Raw genomic sequence first — 13,665 nt, 5'->3', positions numbered from 1 at the left:
AACGAGTGCACAACACCCGGGGCGCGGGAGGCCAAAAGCGATGCGGGAATCGCACCTGCCTGCGATTATCGGTTCGCTTCACTGAACCTCCACAACGTGCCACGCACGTGAAGCAACCGGGTCAAGGTGATCGGAGCCCTATCCTTGTCCCGGCAAGGTCACGGAACCACCCACCCCGGGCTCCAGGTCACCGAGGCCACCACCCGGCCCCCGTAGCTCAGTGGATAGAGCAGGTGCCTTCTAAGCACTTGGCCGCAGGTTCGAGTCCTGCCGGGGGCGCTTCTACGCGCGGTGCGCGACCCTCTTCAAGGGAGGGTCTTTGCGCAGGTCAGACGCATCCTAGCGGGCTCGGCGTAGGGTCGGCGTCAACACCGGAACGGCACCGGTGGACACCGCTGGCGGGGCCGGCGGTCCGGATCGAGCCCCCTTCCCCGGGGGCCCGTGGCGGCTGTTTTCCCGAGGACTTCCCGAAGCCGAGTAACGGCACGATCCCCTTCCGGTCCACTACGGGATCGAGTACGGGCCCGTAGGACTCGTACGGGACATATCGGCATTCAGGCCGAAGAGGGGCGATTCCCGGATCATCTTTGCCGTCATGACTTTCGTCACCTCCGCTCCGGACATCCAGAACCTCGGCGACGCCCCGGGCGGAGCCGGTCCCGGTTGAGGGTGTAGGCACCGACGGTGGCCGGGGTGCGGGCGCCGGCCGCACGTGAAGCGCACACGCCCGGAGGCTCCGTGCCGCTCCCGCTCAGCGGAATTCCACGAGGGGAGCGGTGACGGCCTCCCGCCGGCGCTCCCGGTGGCCGGCTCGTGTGAAGCCGGTAGTACGCCGTCTCGCGCTGGTTGGCGAGCTCCTCGATTCCCGTCTCCCGATGGAAGTCGAGCAGCGGATGGCCCGCCGGATGAAAGCCGGGTCACAGGAAATACGGGCCGGTATGACCGTCGGGATAAGACTGCTGCTCCAGCAGCGCGGCGATCGTGCGGCGGCCTGCCGCGATCTGCTCTCCGCCGAGCACACCGGGAATCACCACGAACCCTTCTCGGCGGAACGCGGCTCTCGTCTTGTCGGACACAGCCGCCATGCAATTCAGTGCACGAAGCGGCACCGGCCCAGGCAAGCAAATTAGCTTCGCCCTATCCCGGCGATCCGGGCCGCGGGACTACGTCGTTGGTCCCCGCCCTTCCAGCTCTTCGGTCCAATCCGCCGCGGCGGGGGCGCGGTTGGCGTCGGCGCCATACGAATAGGACTGCCTGGCAACGGGAATGTCGCGCGGACCCCGGCAACAGGGTGGGCCGCGGCGGGACATGACGTCGCCATGGGATCACGTCGGCCGAAGGACGGAGAAGATCCGGGGCCTGCCGTCGTGGGGCCGAGCGAGGCGACGCGCATGCTCACGGGCTGCGCCCCCACCCGAAGTGACGGTGAGGGCGCGCCCGTCGTCACTTCTTGTTGACAATACCCGCGCAGACGGCGGCGATCTCGGCCGCGACGATCGCCCACTGCGGGCCGACACCGGCGCCGGTGAGTACAACGACGGTGATCACTATGACGACGACAATCGCGCGCCATTCCCGCGTGCTGTGTGGCCAGGTCGAGTCCGGGGAATGAAACTCAGGAACAGGCATCGATATCTCCTTGAGGTATGCCTGGGGTGGCCCCGCCGCACGCGGCTTCCCGACCTTGATGTGGCGGGGCCCTTTACTTGCTGTTTCTTACCCAGGCTGCGAGGCTCCCGCGCTCTCAGCGCATATGCACGCAAGGGGCATGGAGGCACGGACGGGGCGCATACGCGGCCACAACCGGAATCCTTTTTCGTCATTTCTGCCACTGATCTGCGGAAACTCGAAAAGATCCTTAAACATCGCTCAGGAGACGCGGATGGCGGCTCCATGATCAACAGACTTCTCGCAGCGGCCGGCCGCAAGAGGGGGCGCAGGGCCTGAGGTCGTGCCCCCACGGTGCGCCGGCCCTGCCCGAGGCCGAGCTGCCGGTGACCTCCGGCGCTGCGCGCGGCGCCCAGCGGTGGTGTGCTGGAAGGGGCTGGAAGTCGGGCGGGGCCGATGATCCGGTGGGCAACTGGTCCGGTGGGCAGCGGCCTCTCCCCCTCCCCCCACCACACAGATCTCCATCGCACGGATCGACACCGTCTCGGAAGGTGTGCTCACCATGTCCACTCAAAACCCCGCCAAGCCCCTGCACGGCCGCGTGGCGGTCATCTCCGGCGCTTCCAGCGGCATCGGCGAAGCCTCGGCCGAGCATCTGGCGGCGCTGGGCGCGAAGATCGCGGTGCTGGCGCGGCGCGCGGAGCGGCTGGACGATCTGGTCGCCCGCATCGAGAAGAACGGCGGCACCGCGCTGGCGCTCGCCGCCGACGTGACCGAAGCCGAGGAGGTGCAGAGCGCCGCCGACCAGGTGGAAGCCGAGCTGGGCAGCGCGGACCTGCTGTTCAACAACGCGGGGGTCATGCTGCCTGCCCCGGTCGAGGAACTGCGTACGGACCAGTGGCGGCAAGAGATCGACGTCAATATCACCGGGCTGATGAACGTCATCGGCGCGTTCACCCCGCAACTGGTCAAAGCCGCCGGTCAGCGTGGCGTGGCGGATCTGATCAACACCTCGTCGGTCGCGGCGCAGAACATCTTCCCGAATTTCGCCGTCTACTCCGGTACCAAGGCCTATGTCACGCACCTCTCCCGGCATCTGCGGGTCGAGCTGGGCCCGAAGAACGTCCGGGTGGCCGCGATCGAGCCGGGCATAGTCGGCACCGAGTTGCAGGACCATGTCACCGACCAGGGCGCACAGGACTGGCTGGCCGGTTCCAAGGAGACGATGGAGTGGCTCACCCCGGAGGACATCGCGGAGACCATCGGCTTCATCGCCACACTGCCGCCTCGGGTCAACCTCCAGCAGGTCACGATCATGCCGACCGGGCAGCCGAGCTGACGCGAAAAAAGTATGCACGGTGAACGCCAGGGGGCCCTGGTCTCGCGGCCGGGCGCGGCACAGGTGGCATGGGTACGGCACCGTACGCGGAGCGCGGGTGCCCTGCCCGTCAGCCCAGTCCGTCACGCGTCAGATCGCTCCTCAGCCGGTGCCAGACCGGGCTGCGGAGACGGCCTCCCGCTGTCCAGCCGGCCATGGTGATCTCGGCGACCAGCCGGGGCTCGACCCAGTGCGCGGGAAGCTCCACCGGGTTCATGAAGGGTGACGTTTCACGCGGGATGACCGCCAGGAGCCGGGCGAGATCGTGCCGTTCGAGCGCGGAGAAGCCCGAGCCGACGGACCCGACGTAACGGAGCCCCTCCGGCGCCTCCACACCGGCCAGGACGGCGCCGGGAAGACCGGTGATCCCGCCTCGGCCCTCCGTCCAGCCGCCGATGAGGACGTCCTGCGCGGGCGTGTGCTTGATCTTGCGCCACTGGTCGGAGCGTATGCCCGGGGTGTAAGGGGACAACAGCCGCTTCGCGACCAGGCCCTCGAACCCCGCTCGCAGGGTGATGTCCCAGGCCCGCTGTCCTTGGCCCACCGCATAGCCGGGCACCGAGGAGTGAGGGCCCGCGAGTCCCAGTCCGGACAGGACGGACCTGCGGTCCCGGTACGGGAGCGCCAGCAGCGGCCGGCCGTCGAGGTGCATGACATCGAACAGCACCAGATGGACGGGGTACTTCACGGCCAGTTGAGCCGCCCGGCGCGGGTTGACCACGCCCATCCGCCGTTGCAGAAGGCCGAAATCGGGACGGCCGTCGGACAGGGCCACGACCTCGCCGTCGAGTACGGCCGGCCGCCCGCCGAGCAGTCGGCCGAGCTCGGCGAGTTCCGGGTACCGCGCGGTCACGTCGTCCCCCGCCCGGGTACTCAGCCGCGGTGACCCGTCGTGTGCCACCGCGACAACGCACCGTGCGCCGTCCCACTTGGTCTCGAACGCCCACTCCGCTTCCTCCCCGACACCGGGCAGCGGGCCGGGCGTGGCCAGCATCGGTCTGATGACGGGAAGCGGTTCGAGCGGCTCCATACCTTCGATGGTCACGCCGTTCGCGGACGCCCGCATCGGAGACGCCCACACGGGACGCCCTCTCGGCCGGGCCCTCGCAGCCGGGGCCCCTCGTGCGGGCGCACTCGTAGCCGACCGTCCTCGTGTCGAAGGCCCCGTAGCCGACGCCCCCGTATCGAAAGGTCCGTAACGGAGCAGGTCAGGAGGCCGCGGGCCTGATGCCGAGCCTGGCCGATATACGTGCCAGCTCGGCGTCGTCGGAGATGCCCTGGAAATCGGTGCGCGGTGTGTACGGGGCCTCCAGCGCGGCCACCTCGTCCTCGGTCAGCTCGATCTCCAGCGAGGCCACGGCGTCCTCCAGGTGGGACGGCTTGCTGGCGCCCACGAGCGGGGCGACGACGACGGGGTTGTGGCGCAGCCACGCCAGCGCGATCTGCGCCCGGCCGACCCCCCGGTCCTTGGCGACAGCCGCGACCGCGTCGATGATGGCGCGGTCGCTCGACTCCTGGCTGTAGAGCATGTCGGCGAACGGATCGCTCGCCGACCTGCCCGTCGCGGCTTCGCTCGCGCGGGCCAGACGTCCACGGGCGAGCGGGCTCCACACGATCGTGCCGACCCCCTCGTCCGCGCAGAGCGGCAGCATCTCCCGCTCCTCCTCACGGGCGAGGAGGTTGTAGTGGTCCTGCATCGACACGAACCGCGCCCAGCCGTGCTGCCGCTGGAGGTGCAGCAGCTTGCTGAATTCCCACGCGTGCATCGAGGAGGCCCCGATGTAACGGGCCTTGCCGGCCTTCACCACATCGTGCAGGGCCTCCAGCGTCTCCTCGATCGGGGTCGCGTTGTCCAGACGGTGGATCTGGTAGAGGTCGACGTAGTCGGTGCCGAGCCGGCGGAGACTGTGGTCGATCTCGGCGAAGATCGCCTTGCGCGACAGACCGGCGCCGTTGGGCCCCGGTCGCATCGGGTGCCGGACCTTGGTGGCGATGACGACCGCGTCACGGTCCGCGAAGTCCTTCAGGGCGCGGCCGACGATCTCCTCGCTGGAACCCTGCGAATACATGTTCGCGGTGTCGAAGAAGTTGATGCCCGCCTCGATCGCCTGCTTGATGAGCGGACGGCTCCGCTCCTCGGTCAGCGACCAGGTGGGGTGGCCCCGCTCGGGCTCGCCGTAGGTCATGCACCCGAGGGCGATGGGTGATACGTCGAGTCCGGTGGAGCCGAGTTTGATGTAGCGCATGGTGCTCTCCTGGTGCGGTGGTCGAGGCGCGTCGAGGACGCGGGAGGTCCGTGGCGAGCAGGCATCCTTCGTGAGCCCAGCCAGCTCAGCCAGCTCAGCTCAGCTCAGCCAGCCGGGCAGCCCGGCCCCGGCCCGCGCCCGCTCCGCGTTCCGGGTTCCGTGTTCGCCGAAACGGAGACCTCTCCGAACGCCGCCGACGCTACCGGAGAGGTCTCCGGTAGGCAATACCCCGCCGTCCACCTGGCCCCGGCATCACATACGCGCCGCCCCTTGCCCGTACGGCCGGCCTCGGCGGGTCATTTCTTCGACGGACCCGGGGGAGTCAACGCACCGGACGGACCCGACGCACCGGATGGAACGGACAGCTTCCAGACGTGCGCGGGCGGGACATTGGCCCACACCGTGCGGTAACCGGTGGCGTGGGTCCGCTGGAACGAGTCGAGTACATGCGCCACCCCGCCGTGCCGCGCCAGGCTTCGCGAGGACCCCGTCAGCGCGCGCAGCCGCGCGGTGCCGCGGTAGCCGAAATACGTCAGATGCCCGCCGGGTCTGAGTGCCGAGAGGTACTGGGTCAGCAGGTCGGCGACCTCCTCCGGGCGGAAATTGGCGAACGGCAGCCCGGAGACGATCACGTCGTACCGCGCCTCGGGATCGAGCTCCGCCACCGGCTTGGCGATCAGACCGATGCGCTCCCCGTGGACCGCCAGCCGGGGGTCCGTACGCAGATCCGCCTCCAGCACCCGCGCGAAACGGGGGTTGGACTCGACCAGATCCAGCGTGTCGTCGGGGCCCAGCAGATCGGCCAGCACCCGCGAGACCGCGCCGGTCCCCGCCCCGACTTCGAGCACGGCGCGTGGCCGCCCGGCGGGGTGCGCCAGCGGCGCGGCGAGTGCCTCGGCGAGACGCCGGCCGCTCGGGGTCACGGCCCCGGTGGTACGGAAGGTCCGGAACGTCTCGGCGAAGAACACCCGCCGGTCGGCGAACCGGCGGGCCGGGCTCCGCACGAAAGCGGGCGTACGCGCGCGGCGCGCGGGGACCGCCGGGGTGCGAGGCCCCGGCGTGCGGCCTTCCGGCGTGCGGGGTTCTGGAACACGGGGCCCTGTGGTGCGGGGCGGAGAAGGAGCCATGCCAAGAACGCTAGGGAGCTCCGGACAGCGGGAAATCGGCTGTTGTGCGACGGCGGTGTACGACGAAAGTCGGGGGTGACGGTACCCATTCGTCGGGGTACGGCACTTTCGCGCGTCCCTAGGATGACAAGGTGAGATCCGAGCCCGGACGCAGTGTTCCGATGTGGGTGGAGGCACCTTCCGCGGTGGCGCTCGCCCTGATGTCCCTGCTGGAAGGCTTCCGGTCGGCCGGTGGCACACTGGCCGACCCCGCGCCCTGGGTGGGCGTGATCGCCTCGTTCTACGCGCTCGGCCGCTATCGGCTTCCCCGCACCGTGGCGGCCCTCGCGCTGGTGTCGGTCGCCCTGGGCTGTGTGCTGCCCCTCCTGGTGACGCTGTACCACTTCGCCTCGCGCAACCGGTTGCGCGAGGTGTGGGTGTGTCTGGGAATCGCCGTCGCCGCCGGGCTGCCGTGGCTCGCCCTCGCGCTGGTCCGGGAGCAGTCGCTCCTCGAAGGGCGCGTCGGCACCTGGACCGGCTTCGGCAATCCCGTACTGGCGGGCCTGGCGCTGGCCCTCGGAATGTGGGCGGGCAGCCGGCGCAGGCTGATGGAGGCGCTGAAGGACCAGGTCGAACAGTTGCGGGTGGAGCGCGAACTCCGCGCGGAACAGGCGCGATCCGCGGAGCGGGCCCGGATCGCCCGTGAGATGCACGACGTACTCGCCCACCGGCTGAGCCTGCTGATGCTTCACACCGGGGTGCTCCAGGTACAGGCGGAGACGCTGCCACCGGCCGTCGTGGCACGGATCGCCCTGCTGCGAGGGACGGCGGGACAGGCGCTGGCCGATCTGCGCGAGGTGCTGGGGGCGCTGCGCTCGGACGAACCCGGGGAGAGCGGTGCCGGGGAGGGCGGTGCAGGGGTAAGCAGTGCCGTGAAGACCGGTGAGCTGGGAGAGACCAGCGAGACGCGGATGCCCGGGAAGATCGGGGAGACCAGGGAGACCACCGGGCGGACACCCGGGGTCATGGACACGGCCAGGAACGCGGCCAGGGAAGCGTCCACAAACGCGGCTTCCGACGGGGTCACGGCTGACGGTACGTCTGGGGGCACGCTCCAGGGCCGGCCTGGGGTCGCGCCGGAGTTCGCGCCTGGATTCGCGCCTGGAGTCACCTCCGGAGACACACTTCGGGGCGCGTCCAGGAAAACGCCCCGGCCGACAGGGCGTACGGCCGCCATACCCGCCCCCGCGCTCCAGGATCTCGCCGAACTGCTCGCCGAGGCACGCGCCGCGGGTCAGCGGATCGAGTCGGAGATCTCCGGTGACGCCGGGAAGACCTCCACCAGTCACCGGCTGGCGGTGCACCGGCTCGTACGGGAGGCACTGACCAACGCCCGTAAACACGCGCACGCAACAACGGTCGGAGTACGTGTGCACTATGGGTGGCCGGCGACAACGGTCGAAGTGGTCAACGGACCGGCCGTAAAAGCGGAGGACGACACCGTGGGCACCGTCAACAGCGCGCCCGGTTCGACCAGTGGCTACGGCCTGATCGGTCTGGCCGAGCGGGTCTCGGCGCTCGGTGGTCATCTGCACGCCGGTGCCACCGGCGGCGGCTGGCGGCTCTCCGCACGGCTGCCGGTCCCCTCGGCCGATCCCTCCCGGACCGCCCTCTCGCGGACCGCCCTCTCCCGGGCCGCCCTCCCGTGGCCGACGTCCTGCTCCCGACTGGTACCCCGCTCATGACCAACGCGCCGCTCGCGGCCGACATTCTGCTCGCGGTCGGTGTCCCGCTCGCGGCCGACACCCTGGTGGCCGATTCGTGATCAACGTACTGGTGGCCGACGACGACGCCCTGGTGCGGCTCGGCCTGGTCGATCTGCTGGCCACCGACCCGGAACTCACCGTCGTCGCCGAGGCGGCGGACGGACTGGCCGCCATCGAAGAGGCGGGCCGGCACCGGGTCGATGTCGCCCTCGTGGACGTACGGATGCCACGCATGGACGGCATCACCGCGACCCGCCACCTCCGCGCGCTCCCGGCTCCGCCCCGGGTGATCACCCTCACCACCTTCGATCTGGACGAGTACGTGTACGACGCGCTCACCGCCGGCGCGGACGGCTTCCTGCTCAAGGACACGGATCCGCGCGAGATCATCCGGGCGGTCCATGTGGTGGCGGCCGGCCAGGGCATGCTGCACCCGGCCGCCGCCCGCCGTCTGATCGACCGCTACCACCACGCCGCGCGCCCGGCCGCGATGGAGGCGCGCGGCAGGATCTCCCGGCTCACGCCCCGTGAGGCCGACGTACTGGCCCGGCTGGCCCTCGGTGACTCCAACGCGGAGATCGCGACAGCGCTCGGGATGCGTGAGAGCACCGTAAAGGCGCATGTCAGCCGAATCCTGACCGCGCTCGGCACGGGCAACCGCGTCCAGGCGGCGCTGCTGGCCCGCGACGCGGGGCTCGGCGACCACGGCTGACGGACCCGGCCAGCGGCGAGGGCACGTCGACGCGTCAACGACACGACGCAGTCAAAAGCGCCAACAAAAGCGCACGTTCCCGATCGGTTGTGATTCCGAAGGGCCGTACGGACAGGATGATTGGCAGGGACAGACAGTCGGACAGGTAGTCACAGGTGCGGAGGGGGACAGGTGCGGGGGCCTGAAGAGGGGCAGGAGAGACGCGACCACAACGAGCTGAGCGGCACGGTGTACGGCTCCGCCATCCAGGCCGGCACGGTGTACGGCGGGATCCACATCCGTACCGAAGCCGCGGCCGGAGCCGGGGCAGGGGCCGGGGCAGGGGCCGGGTCCATGGCCGGGGCGGGCACACCACATGTGCCGTGGCAGCTCCCGCCGTCGGTGGCCATCACCGACCGCACGGCCGAACTGGACGCGCTGGAGCGCCACCGCGCCCGCGCCGCGCAGGAGGGCCATCCCACACTCGCGGCGATCAGCGGTCTGGGCGGGGTCGGCAAGACGGCGGTCGCGCTCGCCTGGCTGCACACACTGCGCTCGCACTTCCCCGGCGGCCAGCTCTACGCGGATCTGGGCGCCCAGTCGCCGGCCGGCCCCGCGACACCGGCCGAGGTGGTCAGCGGATTTCTGCGCGCGCTGGGCGTACCGACCCAGCAGGTGCCCGTGGCGTTCCCCGAACAGGCCGCGCTGTACCGGTCGTTGACGGCGGGCAGACGGCTTGTCGTCCTGCTCGACGACGCCGCCACCGCGGCGCAGGTCAGACCGCTGCTGCTGGGCGGCCAGAATGTGACGGCCGTGACCAGTCGCTGGCGGATGCCGGGACTGACCGTCGACGGCTGCTACCCCGTCCATCTGGGCCCTCTCGCCCCGGAAGCGGCGGTCGAGCTGCTGGAGGTCACCCTCGCGGACGGCCGGGTGGCGGCGCAGCCCGACGAGGCGCGTGCCCTGGTCGAGCTGTGTGCCGGACTGCCGCTCGCGGTCCGTGTCGCCGGGGCCCGGCTCGCGGCGCGTCCACGGCGCGGAATCGCCACGATGGTGCGCGCGCTGACCGAGGAGCACGACCGGCTGGAAGCGCTGGCCATCGAGGGCGACCACAATGTGCGGGCGGCGCTGGACCTGTCGTACCAGGGGCTGCCGCCCGCGGCGGCCCGGCTCTACCGGCTGCTGGGACTGCACCCGGGACCCGAGTTCGGCGGCGCCGCGGCGAACGCGGTACTGGCCGGGGACGCGACAGAACTGCTCGACGTACTGCACGACGCGAATCTGCTCGTGGACACGAGCGGCGGGGGCGAATCCCCTGCCGGAGGCGAATCCCCTGCCGGAGGCCGCGCCGCCACCAGCACCAGCACCGCCACCGGCGCCGACGCCAGCACCAGGGGCGGGATCCGCGTCGAGGAGGATCGTTACCGCTTCCACGCGCTCGTACGGCTGCACGCCGCCGCGAAAGCACGCGAGGACGAGCCCTCGTCGGAGCGCGAGGCCGCCCTGCGGCGTATCGCGGATCACTACCTCGCGAGCGCCACACGCGCGGAGGGGATCATCGACCCCCAGCACCTCACGATGGACCGCGACTACGACAACGAGCCGGTCGTCGTCGCGGACTTCGGCGACGACCCCGAATCCGCGCTGGACTGGCTGGAGCGCGAACTGCCCAATCTGATGGCGGTGATCCGACTCGCGCGCCCGGCCGGTTTCCCCTCGGTCGGCTGGCAGCTCACCGACGCGCTGTGGCCGCTCTTCCTGCGCCGCAAGTTCTACGAGCAGTGGCGCGCCGCCCACGAGGAAGGGCTGCTCGCGGCACGGCAGTTGGAGAACCGGGCGGCGGAGTGCCGGATGCTCACCTCCGGCGGGGTGGGCGAGTTGGGGATGGGCGGCCATGAACGGGCCTTGGAGATGTTCGAGCAGGCGGCGGAGGTGTTCCGCGCCGACGGGGACGCGCTGGGCCACGCCCGTACGCTCAATTACCGGGGGCTCGCGCACCAGCGACTCGGGCGCCTGGACCGGGCCGCCGAGTTCTTCGGGCTCGCCGCCCGGGAGTTACCCAGGTGCGGTGACCCACGGGCCGGTGGTCTGGCCCGGCTGAACCTCGCCGATGTCGCCCTCGCGCGAGGGCTCCACGAGGAGGCGGCCACCGACGCCGACGCCGCGTACAGCACGCTGCGGGACGAGGGCGATCCGTACAACGCGGCACGCGCGGCCACCCTGCTCGGCCGCGCGTATCTGGGCCTGGACCGGCTCGACCGCGCGGAGGACCGGCTCACCACGGCGCTGGGCGCGCTGCGCGCCGTGGGAGCCGACTACGAGACCGCCCGCGCGCTGGAGAGCCTCGGTGGGCTCGCCGAACGACGCGGGCAGCCGGACCTCGCGAAAGACCGCTACCGGGAATCGCTGGATCTCTACTCCGCGGCGGGACGGTCGGAATCGGGCAGTGCGCAGACGGTACGGGCGGCGCTCGGGCGGCTGGAGGAACAGCCGCCGCCCGGGGCACGGTCGGAGGAGCAACCGTAGGCACACCCGGAGGTGCGGTCGGAGGTGCGATCAGACGAGCAATCGGAGGCGCGGTCGGACAAGCAGTCGGACGAGCAGTCGGATAAACGGTCGGACGAACGGACGGACGAATCTCCGGGTGACTGACAGGAGCGTGGCGGCAGGAGTCGTACGGTCGCCGACGCCAGCTCCGCCCAGGGCAGCCCCGCCACCAGCCAGGTGTGGGCCAGCGAGGCCCAGACCCCCCAGGGCGGTGCCGACACCGCCCGTGGTGCTCTCAGCGTCAGTTCGGTGCCGCCGGGCCCGACCCGCAGCCGGCACACGGAACCGAGGCGCACCCCCACCACCAGCGCGCCCGGATGGCATTCGGCCGACTCCGCCAGGCGGGACCGCACCGTACGCGGCTCCGTGACACCCCGGGCCCCTTCGCCGTCACTCAGCAGTACGTCGGCGAGCAGGGGCCACGGTCCGGGCGCCGGAAGCCCGACGCGCAGATGTTCGTCCACGACCGGTGCACCCGTGTCGGGGTGCACCAGCGCCACACGGATATGACGCACGGCCTCGAACACCACCGTCCCGGACACCACCGTCCCGGACACCGTCGCCGGGACGACCACGGTCTCCGAGACAACCACCGTCAGCCCCGTCAGCCTCGTCAGCCTCATCGCCCCTGTCCACCCCGTCAGCCCCATCGGCCCTGGCCACCCTGTCAGCCCCATCGGCCCCATCGGCCCCGTCATGACGCCACGCTGCCCGGCTCGTCGTACCGCAACGTGACCGGCAGTCGCGCGGGTTCGGTGGTCGGCCGTACGGCGGGCGCGCGCAGCCGCAGTTTCCGGTAGATCAGCGCGCGCATCTTCCGGGCGAACCGGCCGGGTTCCGAAGTGATCCGCGCCGCGACCTGTTCGTACTGCCGCGCGCGGTACGTGGCCGAGCTGCGGTCGAGCTGTCTGCGCAGCGGACGGTCGCGGAGCCGGGGCGCGAAGGACCGCAGCTCGGCCATCGGTGATCCGGGATCCAGATCCGGATCGGAGAAGCCGGCCATCAGTACGGGAGCGCCGGTCATCGTGCCGTACAGGCAGATGGAACCGTGGTCGCCCACGATGTAGTCGGCGGCGGCGACCGCCCCCACCCAGTCGCCGTACTGGCTCATCACGATGAGCCCCGCGCGGGCGAGTCCGGCCAGCCAGCTGCGGATCTGCCACTCGCCGTGGGCGTTCCACACATTCGGATGCAGCAGGGCGGCGACCCGGAACTCATCCCTGGGCAGCTCCGTGACCAGCCGCTCCAGCAGTTCCGTCCCCTGTCCCAGCAGCGAATGCGGGCCCCAGGTGGAGCAGGCGAGCACCAGCCGCTGATGGCCCCTGACGCCCAGGGACTCACGGTAGAGCGCCCGCGAGGGCAGGCTCGCGATCATACGGTCGAAGCACGGATCACCGACCACTTCCGCGGCGGGCAGCGCCTCGGGGCACTCACGGCCGAGGCGGGCCAACTCCTCCTCGTGCGCCAGGACGATCGACTCGGCCACCACCGTGCCGTCCCTGATCAGCCGCTGCCTGCTCAGTCCGTACACCCCGCGCTCCGCCACCTGGCGCCCGCGCCGTCCACCGGGAGTGATCTTGTTGTGTCCGGCGCCGTGCGGCAGCACGATCACCGGGGCGTGCAGTTCGTGCAGGCTGCCATGGGCGGCGGCCAGCGCGAGATCGAACGAGAGCTGTACGGCCTGGCTCCACGGCAGTACCAGCCCCTTCAGCTCCTCCAGGAAGGAGGCCACACCGTTGCTGAAGACATCGGGCGCGGAGGTGAAGAACACCTGCACCCGCGCGTCACCCTCCAGCAGCCGGATCACGTCGAGCAGCCGCTGCCCGGCGGTCACCGTGTGGACCACGGCCAGAACCCTCCTGCGGATCCGGCGCGTGGCCCAGCGTTCGACGTCCAGACGCACCGGCACAGGAGGCCAGTGCGCTTCCAGACTTGTCACACTCATCGTTTCCGTCCCCCGTAACTCCGCTCCGGCCGATGCGTCGGCCGGCTGGGCCGCGAGGATTCACGGCCCAGAGACAGAGGTCCCCCGGCGGGTGGACGGCGGGCTTGCGGGAATCCTGCACTCCACGTGCGGCGGGAGCGGGGCGGGGCGCAGGGCGGTGCTCGGAGCCGGAGCGGGGCCGCGCGGAACGGGGCTCAAGGCCGGAGCGGGGCGGGGCTCGGGGCCGGGCGCGGGGCGGAGCTCGGGACCGGAGCGGCACTCCGCGCCCTCGGTCGACGCCGTGCGACCACTGTCCCGGGGGCCGTGCGCCCGCCGCCGGAGCCGTGCGCCCGCCGCGCTTCCATGCGCGGCTGTCCGCTCCCCCTGGCGCTACGGCGA

General features: G+C 71.1%; 11 protein-coding genes and 1 tRNA gene. 5 read left to right on the top strand and 7 right to left on the bottom strand.

Annotated features, from left to right (window positions below; genetic code table 11):
* The first annotated feature begins 206 nt into the window (after window positions 1-206).
* Window positions 207-279: transfer RNA gene (locus tag OG214_RS25995), tRNA-Arg, on the top strand.
* 638 nt (window positions 280-917) lie between these two features.
* Here the strand turns inward: OG214_RS25995 and OG214_RS25990 are convergent.
* Together OG214_RS25990 and OG214_RS25985 are read right to left on the bottom strand one after the other, a co-directional pair.
* On the bottom strand, window positions 918-1,076 hold the full coding sequence (locus OG214_RS25990) for a hypothetical protein (RefSeq protein ID WP_363079791.1): 159 nt from the start codon (window positions 1,074-1,076) through the stop codon (window positions 918-920).
* 367 nt (window positions 1,077-1,443) lie between these two features.
* Window positions 1,444-1,629: a hypothetical protein gene (locus OG214_RS25985; protein WP_405986114.1), complete on the bottom strand. Its 186-nt coding sequence runs from the start codon at window positions 1,627-1,629 to the stop codon at window positions 1,444-1,446.
* Window positions 1,630-2,170: 541 nt separating this feature from the next.
* Here OG214_RS25985 and OG214_RS25980 point away from each other — a divergent pair.
* Window positions 2,171-2,947, top strand: a complete 777-nt coding sequence (locus OG214_RS25980) for an SDR family oxidoreductase (RefSeq protein ID WP_405986113.1) — start codon at window positions 2,171-2,173, stop codon at window positions 2,945-2,947.
* 109 nt (window positions 2,948-3,056) lie between these two features.
* Here OG214_RS25980 and ligD read toward each other — a convergent pair whose 3' ends face one another.
* From ligD to OG214_RS25965, 3 genes are all read right to left on the bottom strand, one after another.
* Window positions 3,057-4,016 carry a non-homologous end-joining DNA ligase gene (gene ligD, locus OG214_RS25975; RefSeq protein WP_405986112.1) on the bottom strand — a complete coding sequence of 320 codons (960 nt, stop codon included), beginning with the start codon at window positions 4,014-4,016 and terminating at the stop codon, window positions 3,057-3,059.
* A 178-nt stretch (window positions 4,017-4,194) separates the two neighbouring features.
* Window positions 4,195-5,232, bottom strand: coding sequence for an aldo/keto reductase (locus OG214_RS25970; protein WP_405986111.1), 1,038 nt, complete (start codon window positions 5,230-5,232; stop codon window positions 4,195-4,197).
* A gap of 296 nt (window positions 5,233-5,528) precedes the next feature.
* Window positions 5,529-6,236: a methyltransferase gene (locus OG214_RS25965; RefSeq protein ID WP_363079796.1), complete on the bottom strand. Its 708-nt coding sequence runs from the start codon at window positions 6,234-6,236 to the stop codon at window positions 5,529-5,531.
* Between the two features lie 254 nt (window positions 6,237-6,490).
* On the opposite strand from OG214_RS25965, the gene OG214_RS25960 reads away from it, so the two are divergent.
* The 3 genes from OG214_RS25960 (at window position 6,491) to OG214_RS25950 (ending at window position 11,321) form a co-directional block, all read left to right on the top strand.
* A complete protein-coding gene (locus tag OG214_RS25960; RefSeq protein ID WP_405986110.1) occupies window positions 6,491-8,083 on the top strand; it encodes a histidine kinase in 1,593 nt (530 codons plus the stop codon).
* Between the two features lie 76 nt (window positions 8,084-8,159).
* Window positions 8,160-8,816 carry a response regulator transcription factor gene (locus OG214_RS25955; RefSeq protein ID WP_363079798.1) on the top strand — a complete coding sequence of 219 codons (657 nt, stop codon included), beginning with the start codon at window positions 8,160-8,162 and terminating at the stop codon, window positions 8,814-8,816.
* Window positions 8,817-8,987: 171 nt separating this feature from the next.
* Window positions 8,988-11,321, top strand: coding sequence for an ATP-binding protein (locus tag OG214_RS25950; RefSeq protein WP_405986109.1), 2,334 nt, complete (start codon window positions 8,988-8,990; stop codon window positions 11,319-11,321).
* Here OG214_RS25950 and OG214_RS25945 read toward each other — a convergent pair.
* Both OG214_RS25945 and OG214_RS25940 read right to left on the bottom strand, forming a co-directional pair.
* The gene (locus OG214_RS25945) at window positions 11,210-11,965 is read right to left on the bottom strand and encodes a hypothetical protein (protein ID WP_405986108.1); all 756 of its coding nucleotides are present in this window, start codon (window positions 11,963-11,965) and stop codon (window positions 11,210-11,212) included. The two genes, OG214_RS25950 and OG214_RS25945, sit on opposite strands and share 112 nt — an antisense overlap.
* Window positions 11,966-12,036: 71 nt before the next feature.
* Window positions 12,037-13,287, bottom strand: coding sequence for a hypothetical protein (locus OG214_RS25940; protein WP_405986107.1), 1,251 nt, complete (start codon window positions 13,285-13,287; stop codon window positions 12,037-12,039).
* Window positions 13,288-13,665: the final 378 nt, after the last annotated feature.

It is taken from the genome of Streptomyces sp. NBC_00872 (assembly GCF_045161915.1).
In the GTDB taxonomy this organism is placed as follows: domain Bacteria; phylum Actinomycetota; class Actinomycetes; order Streptomycetales; family Streptomycetaceae; genus Streptomyces.
This window is presented reverse-complemented; position numbering and strand designations above follow the sequence as displayed.